Below are 21,714 nucleotides of genomic sequence, written 5' to 3' on the forward strand. Positions count from 1 at the left end.
TCATCCCGGTCGACGAGCCGGGATCCATGCCTCCGCGCTCGTCACGACAGAAGCGGCGGACGTCGCGAGCCTGCTTTGGAGCCGAGGTGATCGCGTACGGCGGTTTGGAATGGATCCCGGCTCAAGGCCGGGATGACGAAGGTGGAGAAGTAGAGGGAGGCGAAGGTTGGGGCGAGGTGCCCCTCACACCGCTTCCCAACCCCCGTTGCGGCCCGAGCGGAAGAAGGCGTCGATGACGCGCATGTTGAGGACGGCGTCCTCGATGCCCCATTCGAGCGGCGCCTCGCCGCGCACGGCGGCCGAGAAGGCGTCGCCCTGGAGCGTGTACTGGTCGACGGTCGGGATCTCGATCACCTCGCGGCCGGAGCCGAAATGGTCGCGGCCGTCGTCGACGGTGATCCGCGTCGGGCGGTCGTTCGGGGCGTTGAAGGGGATCTCCACCGTCAGGCGGCCCTTCGTACCGAGCACCTCGACGCGCTGGGCGGGAACGAGCTGCGTCGAGCAGGTGAAGGCGAGATGGCGGTGGCCGGGAAACTCGGCGAGGCCGCTCGCCATGCGGTCGGTGCCCATGGCGGGATCGAAGTCGAAGGCCGCGACGACGCGCGCGGGCTCGGCGCCGAACAGGAAGCGGGCGGTCGAGATGGCGTAGCAGCCGATGTCGTAGAGCCCGCCGCCGCCGATGTCGGCCTGGTTGCGGATGTTGCCCGGATCGGCGTTGTAGTAGCTGAACAGGGTGTGGATCGCCTTCACCTCGCCGAGCCGGCCTTCGCGCACCACGTCGCGGGCGCGGCGCCATTGCGGATGGTGGCGCACCATGAAGGCCTCGGCGACGAGACGGCCCGTGCGCTTCGAGGCCTCGACCAGCGTTTCGGCTTCCCCCGCGGACAGCGCGATCGGCTTCTCGCACAGAACGTGCTTGCCCGCTTCCAGCGCCTGGATCGTGAGCGGCACGTGGAGGTGGTTGGGCAGCGGGTTGTAGACCGCCTCGATGTCGGGATCGGCGAGCAGCGCCTCGTAGGAGCTGTAGGCACGGGGAATGCCGAGCGCGTCGGCCGCCTCCCGCGCCTTCGCCTCGTCGCGCGAGGCAAGGCCCAGGAGTTCGATGCGCTCGCCCTTGCGCATGGCGGGCAGCACCTGCTTCGTGCCGATCTGTGCCGTCGACAGAACGCCCCAGCGGACCTTCGAGCTCATGCGGTTCTCCTCCCTCGTGCCGGATCGTCCGGCTTGCCTGCAGGCGTGAAGAGCACGGGCATGGCGGGGCGCGCAAGCGCGCGGGCGGCGGATCAGGAGCGCCGCAGCCCCTCGCGCGCGGCGCGAAGCAGCGCGAGCGCCAGGCCCCCGCGCTTTTCCGGTGCGCGTGCCGCATAGGCGGCGCCCTGGAGCGGCACGTAGAGGAGCGTCCGCAGCTTCCAGCGCAGCGGCACGTGGGGCAGGCGCAGGAGGCGGAACTGGTTGCGGACATAGGTGCCCATGCGCGCCGGGTTCTGCTGGGGAAAGGCGAGGGGGCCGAGCCGCACGACCCCGCCCCCGACGCTATGGGGCATCAACAGGTCCTCGACCATCCAGACCGAGCGCCCCCGCGCCCAGGCCCGGAAGCACCATTCGACGTCGACGGCGTCGATCCGGAAGGCCTCCGGAAACGGGCCGACGGCGTCCAGCGCCTCCCGCGTGACGAGGCTGCCCGAGGTGATGAGATAGTCGACGGGCACGAGACCGGCGCGGGGCGCGGCGTTTCGGCGCCGCCGGTAGCTCGGCGCCTTGGAACGGGCGGGATCGCGCGCCACCGGCCGCGGCCCGACCGCAGCGGGCCGCGCCCCCGAAGCGTCCAGCGCGGCGAAGGCCGACAGAAGCCGCTCGGCCATGTCGGCGGGCGGCTCGGAATCCTGGTCGAGAAAGATCACGCGGTCGCAGCCGGCCGCGCGCGCTCCCGCCGCCAGTCGGTTCAGCGCCGTGGCGATCCCTTCGTTGGCAGGCGCCTGGGCGAGAGCGAGGCGCGGGTCGGCGGCGAGGCGCGCGAGCGCTTGCGGCTCGATCGCTTCGCCGGTCGGGCCGTCGATCTGGAGGAGGATCGGCGCGCCCCAGCCCGCCACCGTGTCGATCAGCCGCTCGAGAAGCGGCAGGTCCGGCCGGTAGACGGTGATCGCGACGGCGAGGCGGAGGGCGGGCGCGTTCATGACGCCTCGGCGAGGAGGGCGCCGAGGCGTCGGGCGAGGACCAGGCCCACGGGGTCCAGCCCGTAGCGGGCGGCGAGCGAGCGGCGGGCGGTCTCGCCCCGGCGCCTCGCCTCGTCCGGATGGTCGGCGACGAAACGCATGGCCTCGACGGCGGCCTCGTGGTCGGGCTCCGCCCAGGACTGGCCGGCGCTCCAGGCATATTCGCCGGGCGCCACGGGGCGCAGGCGATAGGACACGGGAAAGCCGGTCTCGTGGGTCAGGAAGTCGGTCGAGCCGGAATAATCGGTGCCGATCACCGGCTTGGCGAAGAGCATGGCCTCCGCCATGCCCTGCCCGAAGCCTTCGGAGCGGTGCAGCGAGACGTAGGCGTCGGCGGCGCGCAGCAGCCCCAGCATGGCCGGCCGGCCGATCTCGCCGTGGACGAGGCGGATGCGCCCGTCCTCGCGCGCCTGCGCTTCCATCGCGGTGCGCACGTCGGGATGATGTCCGGCCTCGCCGTTGGACTTCACCACGAGGCCGACGTCGCCGCGCGTCGGCGGGAAGGCGTCGCGAAAGGCGCGGATGACCCCGAGCGGGTTCTTGCGGGTGGGATAGGAGAAGTAGTCGAAGCTGAACAGGAAGTGGAAGCGTCCCGGCGGCAGCGCGAAGGGCTCGCCCTCCGCGTCCAGGGAGGGCACCTCCATGGCCGGCGGCACGTGCCGGATCGGCCCCTCGAAGACGCCCGCGAAGGCGTCGGCGACGAAGCGGGTCGGCGCCCAGATCTCCGACACGCCGGCAAGGTGCGGAGCCCAGGCCGCCGGCGCGCGGGGAAGCTCCCAGTAGGTGCGGAGGATCAGGCGGGAGCCGACGAGGCGCGCAGGGCCGATCTCGGCGAGGACGGTCGGCAGCTGGTCGCTCGCCACCTCCACCAGGGTGACGGGGTAGCGGCCGCTCCGGTCGGTGCGCTCGGCCATGAAGGGGCCGGCGCGGCGCGTCTCGATGCCGGCCGAGACGGGGTGGACGGCGAAGTCGAGGCCGGTGGGCTCGACCGCCTTCAGATCGAGGCGGAGCGACTGGCCGAGCCCGAGCGAGCCTTCCGCGTAGCCGGCGAAGAGGACGCCTTCGCGCAGCGGCGCGGCCGTGGCGGCGGCGGTCGCGGCCGGCGCGGGCTTGGCTGCGCGGCGGGCGAGGGCGGGCTTCAGCGAGCGGCGCCAGGCGGCGGTCGCGGCAGGGCGCCAGCCGGCGGTCTCCAGCCCGTCGGCAAAGGCGGCCGCGAGGCCGGCCGCGGCGCGAAGGACCCGCGCGGCGCGGCCGCGCAAGGGGGCCGCCGGCGGCCGAGGCGGGGCCTCGCTCATCCGCCGAACTTGGACCAGTCGACGTTGATGCTCTCGCCGAAGGCGAAGCCCGCGCCCGCCGGCTGGACGGCCGGGGCGGGGGCGGCGGACTGCCGCCGCGCGGCCTCCACCAGGGCCTCGGCGTGGCGGGCCTGGAGCGCGGCGAGCTCGCCGAGCTTCTTCAGGTGCTCGCCCGAGAAGATCTGGGCATAGGCGAGCGACAGGACGCCCGCCCGCCGGAGCTGCCCGAGCTGTTCGTCGGACAGGGCGGCGAGCTTGGCCTCCGACAAGCGATGCAGCCCTTCAACCGTCCGTGCCTGGTCGCCCGTCCCGACCGTGATCGGCCAGGGCTCGACGATCCCCGCCTCCGCCAGGAGCCCGCAGGCGCGCGTCAGCTGCGCCTCGCCCTTGGCGATCTCCAGGAGAAAGGACCAGATCGACGATACGGCGGGCGAGAGCGCCTTCTCCCCGGCGAAGAAGGGCTCGACGCCCGCGCCGAGCGGCAGCTGCGCCGTTTCGTCGATGCACAGGATCGCTTGGTCGTTCTCGGCGACGCGGCCGATGCGGAAGGGGTATGAGCGCAACGCCGCGGGGACGTAGTCGCCGATCCAGCGTCCGTCGGGACCGACGAAGAGGTTCGTGCCGGGGCCGATGCCGAGCATGGCGACGAGCTGCCAGCCGCCGTTCTGCGGCACGAGGGCGAGCGGCATCGACATCATCGCCGTGACCACCTCGGCCGCGGCGAGCGGCGCGAGCGCCGCGCCGCGGGCGAAACCGTAGTCCGAGAAGCGCCGCCAGCCCGAGGTTCCGTGCCGCTCGAAGGTCAGCGGCTGGATGACGGGCGCGGGCGCGGCCGGCGGCTGTGTCTGGCTCATCGGGGCTTCTCCGGTCCCTGTCCGTCCCGAGGACGGGATCAGTCCAGCACCTTGTAGGGGAGGCGCGTCAGCATGGCGAGGCGAACCTGCTTCGCGGCCTCGTCCCAGGACACCACCGTGCCGCCGCTGACCGTCTGCCGCGCCCCCGCGAGCCAGGGCCGGACCGCCTCGACCCAGGCCTCGACCTCGCCGAGGGGCGCGTAGCGCGCCGCCTCGCCCCCGACCTCGCGCAGGACCGGGATGTCGGAGGCCACCACCGGCAGGCCGGCGCGCAGGGCTTCGGCCACCGGCAGGCCGTAGCCCTCGTAGGTGGAGGGAAAAAGGAGGAGGTTGGCGCGGTCGTAGCCGTGCGCGATGTCGGCGTCGGAGGGCTGCTCGATCCAGAGGAGGCGCCGCCCGAACTCGGCGTGTTCGCGGATGCGCCTCGTCAGCGCGTCGACGTGCCAGCCCGGCTTGCCGAGGAGGACGAGGCGGGCGGGCGAGCCTTCCGCCCAGAGCGCCTCCATCACGTCGAGGGCGAAGCCGTGGCGCTTGCGCACCTCGACGGTGCCGACCATCAGCGCGGCCGGTGCCTGCCCGTCGAAGGCCGCCAGGACGGCGGGGCTCGGCGTGCCGGCGGCCGGCAGGTTGGAACCGAGATGGAACCAGTTGACCTGGAGGCCGGAGCGGTGCGGCAGGCGCTCGCGCTCGATATAGGCCGTGACCTCGTCGGCGACGGCGCGCGAGATGCAGATGAGGCCGTCGCCGATCTCGGCCGCATGGGCCAGCCAGCGCTTGAAGGCGGGCGGCAGCGCCTCGCCGGTCAGCTCCGGATAAAGGATCGGCACGAGGTCGAAGACGCAGGTGTGGATGCGCCCGCCCGCGCCCCGCACCGCGTCGAAGAGTGGCTGGAACGCGGCGTATTCGAACCAGCTGGAATCGAGCATCAGGAGGATGTCGCCCGGCCGGACGGTCAGCTCCGCGTCGATGTCGGCGCCGGGCGCCTCGCCGTCGAGCGCCAGGGCGAAGCCGTCCGCCGTCAGGAAGCGGCCGTCCTCCGTGCGCACGAAAGCCTGGACGTTGAGGCCGTTCTCCCCGAGCGCGGCGTAGCTCGACCGCACGAGCTCGCGCACCACGCGCTGGATGCCGGTCTTGAGGTTGTGCCGGGCCGTGTGGCTGACGTCGATCAGGAGACGGCGCTCGGTTTCGAGCCCCGCCGCGAGGGCCGGCGCGGCGGCCGCGAGCGCGCGACCGGCAGTCTCGACGGCTCGGCCGGGATGCCCGGCGAGCGCCGTTCCCGCGGCCCGGGTCAGGCCGTCCACCGCGGCGGCCTGCCGGCCGTGCCGGATCGTGCGGCGCACCACCTCGGCATAGGCCCGGGCCGCGCCCTCGTGGGAGTGGCGCTCGCGCACGAAGGCGCGGGCCCGCGCGCCGATCGCCTCGCGCTCGGCCGGCGGCATGGCGCGCAGGCGCTTCAGCGTTTGGGCAAGTTCGGCCGGCTCGGGCTGCTCGGACAGCTTCACGACGAGGTCGGATGAATAGTCCGCGAAGTCGGCATAGGCGTTGACGATCACCGGCCGGCCGCAGCCCATGAGCTGGAGCACGGCCGCGGAGGTTTCGCCGCGGGTCGTCGCCCGCAGCTGCACCGCGACGTCGCAGGCAAGGCAGTAGTCGCCGAAGGTCTCGGCTTCGAGGTGGCCGGTGATGACCACCCGCCCCTTCGAGGCGGCGACCTTGGCGCGCAGCTGCGCCGTCCAGCGATCGTCGGCGGCGTCTCCCGCCAGCACCAGCCGCGCCTTGGGATCGCTGCCGAAGGCGGTGAGGAAGCCGTCGACCACCGCGTCGAGGCGCTTGGCCGGGCTGACGACGCCGATCGACACGACGAGGAACTCGTCCTCCGCGACGCCGAGGGCCGCGCGCGCCCGGTCGCGCGCCTCGGGTCCCGCGTCGTCGGGCGTCGCGCGGGGCTGGCGCACCACGCTCACCTTGTCGGCGAGCTCGGGATGAAACCGGCGGATCAGCGTCGCGGCGAAGTTCGAATGGACGATCACCGCGTCGGCGGCGGCGATCTCCGGACCGCTCGCCGGCCAGTCGGCGATGGCGCCGTCCGTGCCCTTGGCGCGCAGCGTCTCGCTCGCGGCATTTCCGTGGGAGCGGGCGAGGTCGCGCTCGAAGAGGCCGGGCGCCTCGCCCAGCCGGTCGATCCAGGCCTTGAGATTGCTGAGATAAACGTCGTGGAGGACGAGGATGCCGCCCGTCTGCGGCAGCAGCGACAGCATGTGGGTGTGAAAGGTCGAGTTGCCCATCTGGTAGACCACCGCGTCGAAGCCGGAGGCCTCCTCGGGCAGGCGCTCCCACGGCCGGGCGCGGTGGTTGCGGCAGGTTTCGGACGACAGGCTCTGCTTGTCGAGGAAGAGGTCGACCTCGGCATGCTCCGACAAGGGGCCGAGGAGGTCGGCCGTGTAGTCGGAGATGCCGCTGCGCGCCGGCGGCAGCGGCGACAGCATGGCGACGCGCGGGCGGTGCCCGGCCTCCGCCGCGTTGCGCCGGGCCAGGAACTCGCGGTGGTTCTCGTGGACGAGCCGGGCGGAGCGCTCCCAGGTGAAGAGCTTCGAGCGATCGAGGCCGAAGGCGGCGACCTCGGCGCGCTTCTCGCCGTTCTCGATCAGCCCGACCATGGCCGCGGCGAAGGCCTGCGGGTTCCGCTCGTCGAACAGGAGGTCGGCGCGCCCGACGACTTCGCGCAGGCTCGAATTGTCGCCGGCCAGGACCGGCGTCCCGCAGGACATGGCCTCCAGGAGCGGCAGGCCGAAGCCCTCGTAGATCGAGGGAAACACGAAGAGTTCGGCGAGGTTGTAGAGGAGAACGAGGTCGTCGTCCGACACGAAGCCGGTGAGGACGACGTCCTCGCCCGACAGGCCGAGGCTCTTGGCGCGGGCGAGAAGGCGCGCGCGCGTTCCCGGATCCATGCGGCAGACGATGGCGAGCTGGCGCGCGTCGCGAAGCTGGCGGGGCAGGAGCGCGAAGGCCTCGATCGCGCCTTCGAGGTTCTTTCGATGGTCGGCGCCGCCGGTGTAAAGGACGAAGGGTCGCTTCAGGCCGAGATCGGCGGCGAAGCGCGCGCGATGGGCTTCCGCGTCGGCGACCCGGCGGAAGCGGGAGTCCACCGCCGCGGCGATGTTGACGACGCGCTCGGGGGCGATGCCGAGATGCTCGATGAGGTCGCGCCGCGTCGCCTCGGAGATCGCGAACAGCATGTCGTAGGAGGCGAGGCACTCGAGCGCGCCGCGATACCAGGCGGCGTAGGCCTCGTTGGTGAGATAGAAGTCGGGAAAGAGCCGCGGGATGAGGTCGTAGACCGTCGCGGTCCGGATCGTGCCGGGCAGGATCTCGCGGGAATAAACGGGCAGCGCAGCGCCCTCCTCGTAGCCCTCGATCGGGCTGGAGACGTGGAGGATGTCGGGCGCCAGGGCACGGGCCGAGGCGGCGGCGGAAAAGCCGCGCAGGACCGACTGCTCGGCGACCGGTCCCTCCAGCCGTCCCGGGTCGCCGTAGCGGCGCAGGACCGACGGGGCCGGATCGCGCAAGGCGTCCTCGATCTCGCCGATCGCCTCGGGAAACGCCCCGTTGACGAAGCCGACGACGTTGAGAGGCTCGGGCGCGTCCGCCTCGATCCTCAAAAGCGCCTCGGCCAGGGACAGGGTGTAGCGGCCGATGCCGCGATGGCGCGAATTGGCCGTCTGGCAGCCCTGAAGGTCGAGAAGGAGCCGATCGGTCAACGGGCGGGGTCTCCGGAAATGAACAAGGACGCGGGCGAGGCGGCGCTCGGAGCGCCGGGCACGGCCGTCAGCGGCGCGCCAGCGCCTTCAGCCGGATGCGCCGGGCGAGCTCCTTGGACGCGTATTTCAGCTCCAGCCCGAGCGGTACGATCCCGCCCGCCGCCGCGCCGAACCGCGTCGGGCGGCGGAACGGCCTCAGCAGCCGGTGGGCGAGCCGCCGCGCCCGGTTCATTTGGCGGCGCGCGAACACCACGAGGCGCCAGGCTTTCGAGCGCTCGATCTCGGCAAGCTGATGCTGCACGCCCTGGAGTGCGTGATGGATGCGCTCGTGCTCGCGGGCGGCTGCGGAGAGGTGCTTCTCTAGCTCCGCCTGCGCGTCGGTCTCGCGCCGTTCGAGAGTCTCGCGATGTGCGGCTTCGAGCTCCGCCGCGTGGCGCTCGGCGGCGGCGCGCTCGGTGGTGAGCTGGTCGAGAAGGCCGGCATAGCTGGTTTGCGAGGCGTCGAGCGCCTCGCGCAGGCCGACCGTATAGGCCGTCTCGAACTCGTCGAAGACGTTGGGCGGGACGGCCAGCCGATCGGCGAGCTCGCGCCGTTCTTCGGCAACGTAGTAGCGGCTCAGCCCGTCGAAATAGGCCAGTTCGTAGCGATGGGAGAGAACGCGGTCCTCCCATGCCATATGGGTCGGCTCGGACCGGCTCGGGAAGGTCGCCTCGATCACGAGGATCCAGGGCCGGATCGCGTCGAGGTCGAGGCCGGCGAGGACCTTGTCCTCGGCGCCCTCGACGTCGATCTTGAGGAAGTGGATCGGCCGGTCGCGGATGTCGGCGAGGAGCTCGTTCAGCGTCGTCACCGGCACGCGCCGCTCCTCGACGGCGCGGCCCGCCTCGCGGTGGAAGCGCGCGACCTCGCCGTCGAGCGTCGACAATCCCGTCTCGCCGACGACGTGGAAGGTCATCTCGCCGGCCGTGTCCGACAGGGCGGCGAGGACGTTGCGGTCGCGCGGGCGATCGGCCTCGAAGCGGGCGTGGAATTCGGCCACGGGCTCGACGTTGATGCCCGACCAGCCCCGGTCGTAGAAAGCCTTGGTGACGCTATCGACCTTCGGATCGAAGGCTCCGACGTCGACATAGGTGCCGTTCCAGACGTGGGCGAGCGCCCGGTACAGGACGACGTCCTCGAAGTTCTGGGCGAAGGACACGAATTTCATGGCGGCACCGGATTGGCGCGCCGCGCGCGAGGCGCCAGCGCGAAGGGTCAGAACGTCACGGCTCCGCGCGCGACGCGGTCGTGGTCGGTCCGCGCCATCAGCGCGGCGAGCTCGCTCAGGTCCATGGCGGGCGACCAGCCGAGCCGCTCGCGCGCCTTGGACGCGTTTCCGACGAGGACGTCGATGTCGACGGGGCGGAAGAAGGCGGGGTTGACGGCCACGACGCGCTTGTTCGAGCGCCGGTCGAAGCCTTCCTCGCCCTCGCCCTCGCCGCGCCACTCGATCTCCAGCCCGATGGCCGCGCCCGCCGCCTCGACGAAGCGGCGCACCGTCGTGGTGGTGCCCGTGGCGAGGATGAAGTCGTCGCCGGCCGGCTGCTGCAGCATGCGCCACATGGCCTCGACGTAGTCGCCGGCAAAGCCCCAGTCGCGCTTGGCGGACAGGTTGCCGAGCTCCAGGAGCTCCTGGCGGCCCTGCGCGATCCGCGCGAGGCCGAGCGTGATCTTGCGCGTCACGAACTCGGCGCCGCGAAGCGGGCTCTCGTGGTTGAACAGGATGCCGCACGAGGCGTGGATGCCGTAGCTCTCGCGATAGTTCACGGTGATGCCGTGGCCGTAGAGCTTGGCGACGCCGTAGGGGCTGCGCGGCCGGAAGGGCGTGTCCTCGCTCTGCGGCATCTCGCGCACCGCCCCGAACATTTCCGAGGTCGAGGCCTGGAAGAAGCGCGTCTGCGGCGAGCGGGCGCGGATCGCCTCCAGGATGCGGCAGACGGCGACGGCGTCGATGTCGGCGGTGTAGAGCGGTTGCTGCCAGGAGGAGCCGACGAAGGACTGCGCGCCGAGATTGTAGAACTCGTCCGGCCGGACGCGCTCCACCGCGTCCTGGATCATCGACAGGTCGGCGAGGTCGAAGCGGCACAGCTCGACCTCTCCCGCGATGCCGAGTTCGACGAGGCGCGGCAGCGGCGCCTCGGGAAGCCGTCGCACGCCGCCATAGACCTTGTAGCCCTTTTCCACCAGGAGCTTGGCGAGATAGGCGCCGTCCTGGCCGGAAATGCCGGTGACAAAGGCTGTCGGGGCCATGGGGATCGGGTGCTCTCTGCTTGTCCGATGTTGCGGGGCATCAACACCAGCCCCCGGCATTCGTCAAGGCGAGCGCCGGCCCGCCCGCGCGCGCCATCACCTGCTTGGCAGCCGTCCGCGTTTAAGCTTTGATCAGGCTGGTCCCGCTACCATGCCGCAGCGCACGAAGCCTTCGCCGACCTTCAAACGCCTATCTTTTACTTCGGAGATCTTATTGTCATGGCTGAGATTGCGGATTACCGCGCCCTGTTGTCGGGCACGTCCTGGTATCGCGACGGGGTATCGAACCAGTCGGTCTTCCTGACCTATTCCTTCGACGCGACGGCGCAGAGCTACCTCAAGGCGCGCGATCCGGTCGGAGCCTCCACCTTCCAGCCGTTGAGCGAGGGCGAGAAGGCGGTGGTGCGCGCCGCGCTCGACGCCTGGGCGAGCATCAGCGGCATCCGCTTCTTTGAAACGACGCGCCACCAGGGCGACCTGACCTTCGGCTTCTTCGACTTCGCCCGCATGTCGCCGGCCTCGGACGCAGCGGGCTACGCCTACTTCCCCCAGGCGGTGGCGGTGCAGAGCGGCGGGACGGTGCGTCCCTATTCCGGCGAGAGCCTCGACGGCGGCGACGTCTACTTCGACGCCGGTTATCGCCAGAGCCCTTATTTCGCCGGCGACTTCATGCATGTCGCCCTCCACGAGATCGGCCACGCGCTCGGGCTGAAGCATCCCTTCGAAGCGTCCGATGCCAATCCGGACGTTCTGACCAGGGCGTCCGACAACGGCACCAACACGGTTATGAGCTACGACCAGGCGGTTCGCTCCTCCCGGCTCGGGCCCTTCGACGTCGCGGCGATCCAGTCGATCTACGGCGGACCTGCCGCCGACGGCACCCACGTCGCCTCCTGGGGCTGGGACCAGGCCAATGAGCGCCTGACGCAGAACGGCACGGCGGCGGCCGAGATCCTGCGCGGCACGGGCGCGGACGACGTCATCCGCTCCATGGGCGGCGCCGACGTGATCTCGACGCTGCAGGGGCGCGACTACATCATCCTGGCCGGCCAGGCGGCCGAGGTGAATGGCGGCTCGGGCATCGACACCGTGAACACGGGTCTTGCCAGCTTCAACCGCGCGGCCCTCGGCGGCACGGACGACCTGCGCCACCTCAGCCTCGCCGGCGGCGGCAGCCAGACCTTCATCAACGTCGAGCGCCTCGTCTTCGGCGCCGAAACGATCGCCTTCGACGTGGGCGGCCCCGCCGGCCAGATCTACCGCATGTACCAGGCCGCCTTCGATCGCACCCCCGACAAGGCCGGCCTCAGCTTCAACCTCGCCAACTACGAGAACAAGGGCTTCACGCTGAAGGACATGGCGAACTTCTTCGTCGTCTCGCCCGAATTCGCCAGGCTCCACGGCGCCAACGCCACCGACACCGCCTTCGTGACGGCGATGTACGCCAACGTCCTCGATCGTGCCCCCGAGGCCGCGGGCCTCAACTACTACCTGGAGCGGCTCGGCAGCGGCGTCTGGGACCGGGCGCACGTCCTTGCCGGTTTCTCGGAAAGCCCGGAGAACATTTCGCTCGTCGGCACCTCGATCGCGAACGGCATCTCCCTCGACACCGCGATCCTTCTTGCCTGAGGCTTTGCGCGATCCGCCCGGTTCCGCACGGAGCCGGGCACGCGCGTCTCATCCCTCGTAGCGCGTCATGACTTCCTCGAAGGGACCGTCGTCGACGATGCGGCCGTGTTCGAGGCGGATGGCGCGGGTGCAGTAGGGGGCGAGGATGCTCTTGGAGTGCGAGGCGAGGACGAGGATGCCCGCCTGGCCGATGAAGGACTGGATGCGCTGGTTGGCCTTTTCCATGAAGGCCGCGTCGCCCGCGCCGATGCCCTCGTCGAGAAGAAGGACCTCCGGCTTGATGCTGGTCGAGACCGCGAAGGACAGGCGCGTCTGCATGCCGGCCGAATAGGTGCGGATCGGCATGTCGAGGAAGGGGCCGAGCTCGGTGAAGGCGACGATGTCCTCCATCCGCCGCTCGACCTCCTCGCGGCTGAGGCCGAGATAAAGCGAGCGCAGGCGGATGTTGTCGTAGCCCGTGCCGTCCGGATCCATGCCGAAGCCGATGTCGAACAAGGGCGCGATCTTGCCCTCGACGCGGATCGAGCCGGTCTGGGGCGGGTAGATGCCGGACAGGACGCGCAGAAGCGTCGTCTTGCCCGCGCCGTTATGGCCGATCAGCGCGACGCGCTCGCCCATCCCGATGTCGATGTTGATGTCGCTGAGCGCCTGGACGCAGGCCCGGTCGTTGCGGTCGGAGCCGATCCGCCCGCCCGTCGCGCTCGCCATGATGCGGTTGCGTAAGGAACGCGTCGACGTGCCGTAGATCGGAAAGCTCACCGACACGTTCTGGAGACGAATGGAGTTCAAGGGGGCTCAGACCCAGTAGGGGATGCGCCAGCGGAAGCGGGCGTAGAAGAAGAAGGCGACGAGGCCCGTCGCCAGCGTGAAGGCGAGCGCGACGCTCCAGTTGGTCACCGAGGGCGCATGGCCCAGAAGCGGCCCGCGCACGACCTCGATGAGGTGGTAGAGCGGGTTCCACTCGGCGATGAAACGGCGCTGCTTGAGGTTCTCGACGTGCCAGATGACGGGCGTCACGAAGAACAGCGTCTGCGTGACGTTGGCCATCAGCGGCGGGATGTCCCGGAAGCGTGCGCTCAGCGTCCCGAAGAACAGCGCCAGCGACAGGCCGTTGACGAGGATCAGCGCGAGGCCGGGAATGACGAGAAGCCCCGCCCAACCCGGATTGATCTGGAAGATCAGGAGCGTGATGACGACGATGACGGCGTTGTGGAGGAAGGTCACCACCGAGCGCCAGACCAGGCGGATGGCGTGGAGGCTGAGGGGGGCCGGCATCTGCTTGATCATCGCCTCGGCCCCCGTGAAGGTGCCGCAGCCCTCCAGGATGAAGCCCGACAGCAGGGTCCAGACGACGATGCCGATGCACAGATAGGGTAGATATTCGGCAAGCGGCATGCCGAACAGCGCCCCGTAGGTGACGCCAAGGCCCGCCACGAAGGCGGCCAGCGAGAGCGTGATCCAGAACGGCCCGAAGATCGAGCGCCGGTAGCGCTGGCGCATGTCGAGCCAGCCCATCGTGCTCCACAGGTCCACGCGCCCGAAGCCGTCGGCGAGGTCGGCGAGCGTCGAGCGGACCGGCGCGCGCCGATAGGTGCTGGCGTCGTGATGGAGGATCGTGGACAGGACGGCTCTCCTTCGCGGCCGGCTCAGCGCGACAGGCGCTTGAGGTCGGCCTCGACCATCTCGGCGACGAGCTGTTCCAGCGTCGTCGTCGCCTGCCATCCGAGCTTGGCCTTGGCCTTGTCCGGATTGCCGAGAAGGACGTCGACTTCGGCGGGGCGCATGAAGCGCTCGTCGACGCGCACGTGGTCGGCCGCCTTGAGGCCGACATGGGCGAAGGCGAGGTCGCAGAAGTCGCGCACCGAGGTCGTGCGGCCGGTCGCCACGACGTAGTCGTCGGGCGTGTCCTGCTGGAGCATCAGCCACATGGCCTCGACGTAGTCGCGGGCATGGCCCCAGTCGCGCTTGGCGTCGAGGTTGCCGAGCGAGATGTGGTCGGCAAGGCCGAGCTTGATGCGCGCGACGCCGTCCGTGATCTTGCGCGTGACGAACTCGATGCCGCGCAGCGGGCTCTCGTGGTTGAAGAGGATGCCCGACGACGCGTGGAGACCGAAGCTTTCGCGGTAGTTCACCGTCATCCAGTGCGCGTAGAGCTTGGCCGCGGCGTAGGGGCTGCGGGGGTAGAAGGGCGTCGTCTCGGACTGGCGCGGCTCCTGGATGAGGCCGTACATCTCGGAGGTCGAGGCCTGGTAGAAGCGGGTCTGCGGCGACAGGAGGCGGATCGCCTCGAGGACGTTGACAGCGCCAAGGCCCGACACCGAACCCGTCAGCACCGGCTGCTGCCAGGACGTCTTGACGAAGGACTGGGCACCGAGATTGTAGATCTCGTCCGGCTTGACGGTCTGGATGACGCGGATGATCGAGGTGATGTCGGTCAGGTTGGCGTCGTGCATCTCGACGTCGCCGAGGATGCCGAGGAAGTTGAGGCGCGCGCCGATGACGTCCGCCGAGGCGCTGCGACGCAGAAGGCCGTGAACCGAATAGTTCTTCGACAGAAGAAGCTGGGCGAGATAGGCGCCGTCCTGGCCGGTAATGCCCGTGATGAGCGCTGTTTTCGCCATTGTCGCGACCTTGCGTTAAACGTTGGAGACCGGCGCCGACCTACTCAGAACGGTCCGGCGCGTCAACGGCTCGGCGCCGCGCGGGGCGCCCGGCGGCCGCGGACGGGGCCTTGATTCCGACACGAAGAAGGCTTTTGGGAGACCGGCCGGGCGAGGCGGCCGAGCATCGGGGATGCCCCGATCAAGCAAGAGCTTAGCCGCCCTCCCTTCCTGCAGGTGGCCGGATCGTGCTAAGCGCAAGCGGTTGAACGTCGCGGAGGTGGGCGCGTCGGATGGCCTGCATGCGCAGGGCGTTCCGCGGCGCAGGCGCCGGTCTTCGTCTTCGCTCAAGAACTTGAGTCCATAGTGACGATGTCGACAGCACTTCCGACTGCCAGGACGAGGGGATAGCAGTGTCATCCGAGGCGCAAAAGCAGCCCATGCTGCGCAGGGCTTTCGCGGTCTGCAAGAGCAATTTCCTCTTCGTCGTCCTGTTCAGCTTCTTCATCAACCTCCTGATGTTCGTCAGCCCGCTCTACATGATCCAGGTCTATGACCGGGTCCTGGCGAGCCGCAACGAAGTCACCCTGGTCATGGTGACGATCCTGGCCGTGGCGCTGCTCGTGGTCTACGCGGTGCTGGAGTCGATCCGCTCGCGCGTCCTGGTGCGGACCGGCGCGCGCTTCGACAAGTTCATCGGCGAGAGCGTCTTCAAGACGTCCTTCCGCGGCCATCTGCGCGCGCCGGGCGGCGGCTACTCGCAGCCGATCCGCGACCTCGACACGCTGCGCGAGTTCCTCACCGGCGGCGGCATCATCACCTTCTGCGACGCGCCCTGGATGCCGATCTTCCTGGCCGTCTGCTTCATGATCCACTTCTGGATCGGCGTCGTCGCGCTGATCGGTGCGATCGCGATCTTCGCGCTTGCGCTCGCCAACGAGCTCGCCACCCGCCGCCACCTGAAGGAAGCCTCCACCGCCTCGATCGGTGCCAACCAGTACGTTTCGACGACGCTGCGCAACGCCGAGATCGTCCACGCGCTCGGCATGATGGGGGCGATCAGCCGGCGCTGGAACGACCTCCACGACCGCGCCCTCGGGCTCCAGGCCCGGGCGAGCGACCGCGCCGGCACGATCCTGGCCATGTCGAAGTTCACCCGCACCGTGCTCCAGACCGCGATCCTGGGCGTCGGCGCCTGGCTCGTCCTGGAGTCGGAGGTTTCGCCCGGCGCGATGATCGCCTCCTCCATCATGATGGGCCGCGCCCTCGCGCCGGTGGAAGGGGCCGTCGCGCAGTGGAAGGGCTTCGTCGCCGCACGTTCGGCCTATGACCGCCTGGGCAAGATGTTCGCCTCCACCGAGGCCGAGCCGGAGCGCATGCGCCTGCCCGCGCCCACCGGCGCGATCAGCCTCGAGCAGCTCGTCGTCGCTCCTCCCGGCTCGCGCATCGCGACGCTGAAGAGCGTCAGCATGCAGATCCAGCCGGGCGAGGTGATCGGCGTGATCGGCCCCTCGGGCGCCGGCAAGTCGACCTTCGCGCGCGCCCTCACCGGCGTCTGGCCGCCGCTGTCGGGCCATGTTCGCCTCGACGGCGCGGACATCGACAACTGGCACGCCGAGCTTCTCGGCCCCCACATCGGCTACCTGCCGCAGGACGTCGAGCTCTTTGCCGGGACGATCGCCGAGAACATCGCCCGCTTTTCCGAGATCGACGCCGAGCAGGTCGTCGCCGCCGCCCGCAAGGCGGGGGTCCACGAGATGATCCTGCAGCTGCCGGACGGCTACAACACCCGGATCGGCGAGGGCGGTCGGGCGCTGTCCGGTGGCCAGCGCCAGCGCATCGGCCTGGCGCGCGCGCTCTACGGCGATCCGAAGATCGTGATCCTCGACGAGCCGAACTCCAGCCTCGACAGCAACGGTGAGGCCGCGCTCGCCCAGGCGCTGCGCACGGCCAAGGCCGAAGGGCGCACGGTGCTCGTGATCAGCCATCGCGCCTCGCTTCTCAACGAGGTCGACAAGCTCGCCGTCTTCACCGGCGGCACGCTCACCATGTACGGGCCGACGCGCGACGTGATGGCCCGCCTGAACGCGGGCACCGGCTCCGGCGCGGCGGCCCCCGCCGCGGCCGTGGCCAATTCGGCTCAGCCGATGGGGCAGGTGACGCACATGACGCGGGCGAGCGGCTGAGGCCGACACCGGCCTTGCTGCGAGCCGGCGCGCCGGCTGGACGAGACGAACAAAGGCAGGAACCATGACCGACGAGACCGCCGAGGGCTCATCCTCCCGCTCCCTCGCCAAGCTGTTGCCGACCGCCGTGGCGCGCCCCGTTCAATCGGGCGGCGAGGAGGTCAAGGACGTGGAGGTCGTCAAGGCGCCGGTTTCGGCGCGCGGCCCTATCACCTTCGGCCTGGTGATCATCCTCGTCACCTTCTTCGGCGCCGGCGTCTGGGCCTCGACCGCACCCCTGGCCGGGGCGGTGGCGGCGCCGGGCACGGTGATCGTCGCCGGCAAGCGCCGGGCCGTCCAGCATCTGGAAGGCGGCATCGTGAAGGCCCTCCACGTGCTGGAAGGCCAGGAGGTGAAGGCGGGCGATCTCCTCATCACGCTCGACGAGACGCAGGCCAACGCCACGGTGACGCGCCTGCGCACCCAGCTCGACACCCAGCTCGCGCTCGAGGCGCGTTTGAGCGCCGAGCAGAGCGGCGCGGACGCGATCGAGTTCCCCGCAGCGCTTCTCGATCGCACCACCGATCCCAAGGTCGGGGAGATCCTGGCCGGTCAGCGCCAGGAATTCGACGAGCGCCAGAAGACGCTGGTGGGCACCGTCGACCTTCTCAACCAGAAGATCGGCCAGCTCCACCAGACCATCGACGGCCTCGGCGCGCAGAAGACCTCGAAGGAGCAGCAGGTGAGCCTGATCCGCGAGGAGCTCGGCGCCCTCGACAGCCTCCTGCGCAAGGGCCTGACCAACAAGTCGCGCGTCCTCGAGCTCCAGCGCGCGGCCGCCCAGCTCGACGGCGAGATCGGCGAGATCTCCGCCCAGATCGGCCGATCGCAGCAGCAGATCTCCGAAGCCGAGATGCAGATCATCCAGACGCGCCAGCAGTTCCGCGAGGACGTCGTCGCGCAGCTGCGCACGGCCGAGTCCAAGGCGGCCGACCTCCAGCAGCAGCTCTTCGTGGCCAGCGACGTGGCCAAGCGCCTGGACATCCGCGCGTCCCAGAGCGGCACGGTGCAGAACCTCGTGGTCACCACCATCGGCGGCGTCATCGCGCCGGGCGAGGTCCTGATGGAGATCGCGCCCAAGGACGGCGACTTCCTCGTCGAGGCGCAGGTCTCGCCGCTCGACATCGACAGCGTCAACATCGGCCAGGTGGCCGAGGTGCGCTTCTCCGCCCTCGACCTGCGCACGACGCCGGTGATCATGGGCAAGGTCGTGTCGCGCTCGGGCGACCGCATCGAGCAGAACAACCGCGCGCCTTACTTCCGCGTCCAGATCGAAACGCCGCCCGAGGAGATGGCCAAGCTCAAGGGGCGGCAGCTCCAGGCCGGCATGCCCGCCGAGGCGCTGATCCAGACGGGCGAGCGCACGCTGATGAACTACCTGACCAAGCCGCTGACCGACCAGATCAACCGCGGCATGAAGGAGCAATGAGCCGGACTGACGGTTCGAGGCTGGAACGGCCCTTGATTTTCGCGGCCGCCGACCTCAAACCGGACGCGGCGTCCCTGGAATCTTCCGGATTTTTGTCTTAAGTTCCGGGGAGCGGCGACGTGGCTTCGGTCCAGGTCGCCTACGGCCCGGCCAATGGGCTGGCAAGGGTTCCAGATGATGACGACGCAAACGGTTCCGGTCGAGGACATGGCGCGCCAGCGCCTCCGCAAGGAGGGAGGCGCTTGGTTGAAGCAGCGCCGCGAGGCGGCGGGCCTGTCCCAGCGCGAGCTGGCCGAGCGCGTCGAGGTCGGCTACTACACCTTCGTCTCGCAGATCGAGGCCGGCCGAGGCCGCATCCCGTCCGAGCGCTACAGCGTCTGGGCCGACGCCCTCGACATGGACGCGCGCGACTTCGTGCGCAACATCATGGCCTATTACGAGCCGACGACCTATCAGATCCTGTTCGGCGACGAGCGCAAGGCATGACGGAACAACCGCTGGCGGATGGCACGAGGCCGTTCGCGAGCGGTCCGGCCCGGCGGATCGCCCGCCGCTCCGGCCCCGAGATCGGCGTCGCGCCCCACGGGCGCGGCTGAGGCAGGCGGCAACATCGGATCGGCACGGTGACGGCAGCAATCCTTTCCTTCGGACGGCGCAAGCCCAACGCGGCTCCTCTCCCGTCCAAGATGCCGTGGCAGAACCAGGACCTCGCCGAACTCTACCGCGTGCGCGACCGTCTCTGCGCCGCCGGCCTGTCGGTCGAGGTGGAGGGCGGCGTCAGTGACGAAGGCGATCCCTGGTTCGTCTACTGCCAGTCCGGCACGGACAACGTCGTCGTCCACATCGCCCGGCTCGGCACCGAGATCCACGTCATCAACTGCGTGACGGGCGGCACCTATGTCGGCTCGAGCTTCCGCGACGTGTCCGACCGCATGCTGGACGACGCGCCGGTGGCGCTCGGCGCGCAGCTCCGCCGGTCCTCCAACGTGGTCCTTCATCCCAGCGCCTTCCTGACCGCTTTCGTCGCGGCGGCGCTCATGCTCGTCGATCTTCTGGAGCACGGTCGTGCCGAGGCTGCCGAGACGCATGGCGGGCACCACGGCTCGGACGGCGCCTTCGGCGTCGTGATCGAAGGCACGAGCGGGCGCATCCCGGCCCAGGGCCTCTCCGATCCGGCCGAGAAGACCCCGCAGCACGCCGGCCTCGCCGCGAGCGAGGCGTCCACCGACGAGGGCGATGGCCCGCTCACCCGGCGCCTCCAGAAGGACGGGCCGAGCGGATCCGTCGCGCCGACGCAGAGCGCCGCTCCCGCGTCGCATGCCGGGTTTCTGGCCGACGCGCCGGCCAGCGTGCTCAGCACCACCCTGTCCGTCGGCCTGTTCGCGGCCGAGCTCCTGCGCATCTTCGCCCAGGAACAGGCCAGCGTCCGCGAGGACGATTTCGACGCCGCCGTTTCGAACGAAATCGTGTCCGCGCTTCCCATGAGCGACCATCGAGACGCGCCTTCCGGCCTGCATGATGCTTCGTCGGCTCTTGCCGGCGGCTCTCTCGAGTCCGTGCAGAGCGCCAATGCCGCCAGCGCGAAGGTCGACGTTCCGCTCCATCCGCTGACGCTCGCGCCTCAGGCGACGGTGCCGGCGGCTCACGCGCCCGAGGGCGAATTGGCGCCCGCTCCGATCGGGAAACCCGGCGCAAGCCCTGCCGCCGCGCCGCACCTCGACAAGGCGGCCGAGGCAAGTGCGGGCACGAATCTCGGGGGCATGACGGCGGCCCCGGCGGCGCACGCCCCGTCCGATCAGCCCACCGCCCCGCCGGCCGGTCCTCCGGAATCCGCCGCGCCGACTTCTGCTGTGCCGGCTCCTGCGATCCGCGCCGAAGCCGCGGCCGTGGTCGTGGCCACGACCCTCGACCTCGATCTCGTGGTCTCCCGCCTCGCCAAGAGCACCGAAGCCTTTCACACCGCCTCGCTCGCTCAGGCGTCGCCCAAAGCGCCCGCCGATACCGGCAAGGCAGTGGATGGACCGCCGGCCGCCGGCGGCGTCGATCTCACCAGCGGCGGCAAGACCGCGATTCCGGCGCTCGACGATCACGGCAAGGGGAGCGCTCTTCCTCCGCTCTTGCCCGATCACGCCGACGCCGGCGGAGGCTCCTTCGTGCCCGACTTCGTCCGCGGCAAGGTGGACATTCTCCTCTACGAGGCCGGTCAGAACATGTCCGTCGAAGGCTTCGTTCTGTTCGAGGACATCCTGACCTTTGCCGACCAGGTGACGGCTGCCACCTTCTTCAACAGCTTCGCGCGCGACGGCAACGATATCGTCTTCGGCGATGCGGATCACGGTCAGCTGCGCCTCGTCGGCGTGCTCCTCGATCCGGTCGCCCTGGCCGCCGAAGGACCGTCACCCCACGCCGGCTGACGGGCGCGGCGCGGGCTCAGACGCCCTCGCGAGCGAGCGCCTGCAGGTAGAGCCCGTACTGGCTCTTGCCGAGTTCCTGGCCGAGGCGGGCCAGCTGAGCTGCGTCGATCAGGCCGAGGTTGAAGGCGATCTCCTCGGGACAGGCGATCTTGAAGCCCTGCCGATGCTCCAGCGTGCGCACGAATTCGCCCGCTTGCAGGAGCGAGTCCGGCGTGCCCGTATCGAGCCAGGCGAAGCCGCGACCCATGGTCTCGACGCCGAGGCGCCCCTCACCGAGATAATGCTTGTTGAGGTCCGTGATCTCGTACTCCCCGCGGGCCGAGGGCTTGAGGCCCCGGGCGATCTGCGGGGCGCGCTCGTCGTAGAAGTAGAGGCCGGTCACGGCCCAGTTGGAGACCGGCTGCTTCGGCTTCTCGACGATCTCGACGGCCCGGCCCTCCCGGTCGAAGGACACGACGCCGTACCGTTCGGGATCCCGGACATGGTAGGCGAAGACCGTCGCGCCGCTCTCGCGGCTGCCGGCTCTCAACAGGAGGTCGGGCAGCCCGTGCCCGTAGAAGAGATTGTCGCCCAGGATCAGGACGCACGGCGCGCCATCCAGAAACGCTTCGCCGATCGTCAGGGCCTGGGCGAGCCCGTCGGGCCTCGGCTGTTCCGCATAGCTGAGCGAGAGGCCCCAGCGCTCGCCCGTTCCCAGCAGGGTCCGAAACTGGGGCAGGTCGTGGGGCGTGGAGATGATCAGGATATCGCGAACGCCCGCGAACATCAGCGTGCTCAAGGGGTAGTAGATCATCGGCTTGTCGTAGACCGGCAGGAGCTGCTTCGAGCAGCCGATCGTCATCGGATGCAGCCGCGTTCCGCTGCCACCTGCCAGGATGATGCCTTTTCTCACCGGGCGCGCTCTCCCCTTCCGGTCGCGACTGCATCCTGACCTCGTATCCCCGGCGCCGCGGCGGTGCCAGCACGAGGCGCGAGAATGTTTTCCCGCAAAGCGGGCTCGGCTATGGA

Annotated in this window: 16 protein-coding genes; 5 read left to right on the forward strand and 11 right to left on the reverse strand. The window is 70.2% G+C overall.

Annotation, left to right across the window (positions count from 1 at the left end):
- Window positions 1–183: 183 nt before the first annotated feature.
- The 7 genes from FZN60_RS25535 to FZN60_RS25565 all read right to left on the reverse strand — a co-directional run bounded on the left by FZN60_RS25535 (window position 184) and on the right by FZN60_RS25565 (window position 10,409).
- Complete coding sequence (locus tag FZN60_RS25535; RefSeq protein ID WP_158876634.1) at window positions 184–1,191, reverse strand: Gfo/Idh/MocA family protein; 1,008 nt, start codon at window positions 1,189–1,191, stop codon at window positions 184–186.
- 92 nt (window positions 1,192–1,283) lie between these two features.
- Complete coding sequence (locus FZN60_RS25540; protein WP_158876637.1) at window positions 1,284–2,174, reverse strand: glycosyltransferase; 891 nt, start codon at window positions 2,172–2,174, stop codon at window positions 1,284–1,286.
- Window positions 2,171–3,508, reverse strand: a complete 1,338-nt coding sequence (locus FZN60_RS25545; protein ID WP_158876640.1) for a glycosyltransferase family 4 protein — start codon at window positions 3,506–3,508, stop codon at window positions 2,171–2,173. Before FZN60_RS25545 ends, FZN60_RS25540 begins: the two co-directional genes overlap by 4 nt.
- Window positions 3,505–4,362: a SapC family protein gene (locus tag FZN60_RS25550; RefSeq protein ID WP_158876643.1), complete on the reverse strand. Its 858-nt coding sequence runs from the start codon at window positions 4,360–4,362 to the stop codon at window positions 3,505–3,507. The genes FZN60_RS25545 and FZN60_RS25550 overlap by 4 nt, the downstream gene beginning before the upstream one ends.
- 38 nt (window positions 4,363–4,400) lie before the next feature.
- A complete protein-coding gene (locus FZN60_RS25555; RefSeq protein ID WP_158876646.1) occupies window positions 4,401–8,120 on the reverse strand; it encodes a glycosyltransferase in 3,720 nt (1,239 codons plus the stop codon).
- Window positions 8,121–8,187: 67 nt separating this feature from the next.
- Window positions 8,188–9,327 (reverse strand): FkbM family methyltransferase, encoded by a 1,140-nt coding sequence (locus tag FZN60_RS25560; protein ID WP_158876649.1) that lies wholly within the window; start codon window positions 9,325–9,327, stop codon window positions 8,188–8,190.
- Window positions 9,328–9,374: 47 nt separating this feature from the next.
- On the reverse strand, window positions 9,375–10,409 hold the full coding sequence (locus FZN60_RS25565; RefSeq protein WP_158876651.1) for a GDP-mannose 4,6-dehydratase: 1,035 nt from the start codon (window positions 10,407–10,409) through the stop codon (window positions 9,375–9,377).
- A gap of 219 nt (window positions 10,410–10,628) precedes the next feature.
- On the opposite strand from FZN60_RS25565, the gene FZN60_RS25570 reads away from it, so the two are divergent.
- Window positions 10,629–12,038, forward strand: coding sequence for a DUF4214 domain-containing protein (locus FZN60_RS25570; protein ID WP_158876654.1), 1,410 nt, complete (start codon window positions 10,629–10,631; stop codon window positions 12,036–12,038).
- A gap of 48 nt (window positions 12,039–12,086) precedes the next feature.
- Here the strand turns inward: FZN60_RS25570 and FZN60_RS25575 are convergent, their stop codons facing one another.
- From FZN60_RS25575 to gmd, 3 genes are read right to left on the reverse strand one after another with little or no spacing between them, the layout of a single operon-like run.
- Window positions 12,087–12,827, reverse strand: coding sequence for an ABC transporter ATP-binding protein (locus FZN60_RS25575; protein ID WP_246727195.1), 741 nt, complete (start codon window positions 12,825–12,827; stop codon window positions 12,087–12,089).
- Window positions 12,828–12,833: 6 nt separating this feature from the next.
- Window positions 12,834–13,760, reverse strand: a complete 927-nt coding sequence (locus tag FZN60_RS25580) for an ABC transporter permease (protein WP_246727197.1) — start codon at window positions 13,758–13,760, stop codon at window positions 12,834–12,836.
- Complete coding sequence (gene gmd, locus FZN60_RS25585) at window positions 13,685–14,659, reverse strand: GDP-mannose 4,6-dehydratase (RefSeq protein ID WP_158876660.1); 975 nt, start codon at window positions 14,657–14,659, stop codon at window positions 13,685–13,687. Before gmd ends, FZN60_RS25580 begins: the two co-directional genes overlap by 76 nt.
- Before the next feature lie 419 nt (window positions 14,660–15,078).
- On the opposite strand from gmd, the gene FZN60_RS25590 reads away from it, so the two are divergent.
- From FZN60_RS25590 to FZN60_RS25605, 4 genes are all read left to right on the forward strand, one after another.
- Window positions 15,079–16,824, forward strand: a complete 1,746-nt coding sequence (locus tag FZN60_RS25590) for a type I secretion system permease/ATPase (RefSeq protein ID WP_158876663.1) — start codon at window positions 15,079–15,081, stop codon at window positions 16,822–16,824.
- Between the two features lie 64 nt (window positions 16,825–16,888).
- Window positions 16,889–18,292, forward strand: a complete 1,404-nt coding sequence (locus FZN60_RS25595) for an HlyD family type I secretion periplasmic adaptor subunit (RefSeq protein ID WP_158876666.1) — start codon at window positions 16,889–16,891, stop codon at window positions 18,290–18,292.
- A gap of 174 nt (window positions 18,293–18,466) precedes the next feature.
- Complete coding sequence (locus tag FZN60_RS25600; RefSeq protein ID WP_422570113.1) at window positions 18,467–18,778, forward strand: helix-turn-helix domain-containing protein; 312 nt, start codon at window positions 18,467–18,469, stop codon at window positions 18,776–18,778.
- Between the two features lie 137 nt (window positions 18,779–18,915).
- On the forward strand, window positions 18,916–20,706 hold the full coding sequence (locus FZN60_RS25605) for a hypothetical protein (RefSeq protein ID WP_158876669.1): 1,791 nt from the start codon (window positions 18,916–18,918) through the stop codon (window positions 20,704–20,706).
- A gap of 16 nt (window positions 20,707–20,722) precedes the next feature.
- On the opposite strand, the gene rfbA is transcribed toward FZN60_RS25605, so the two are convergent.
- A complete protein-coding gene (gene rfbA, locus FZN60_RS25610) occupies window positions 20,723–21,598 on the reverse strand; it encodes a glucose-1-phosphate thymidylyltransferase RfbA (RefSeq protein WP_255476117.1) in 876 nt (291 codons plus the stop codon).
- Window positions 21,599–21,714: the final 116 nt, after the last annotated feature.

This window comes from Antarcticirhabdus aurantiaca (assembly GCF_009765365.1).
Classification (GTDB): domain Bacteria; phylum Pseudomonadota; class Alphaproteobacteria; order Rhizobiales; family Rhizobiaceae; genus Antarcticirhabdus; species Antarcticirhabdus aurantiaca.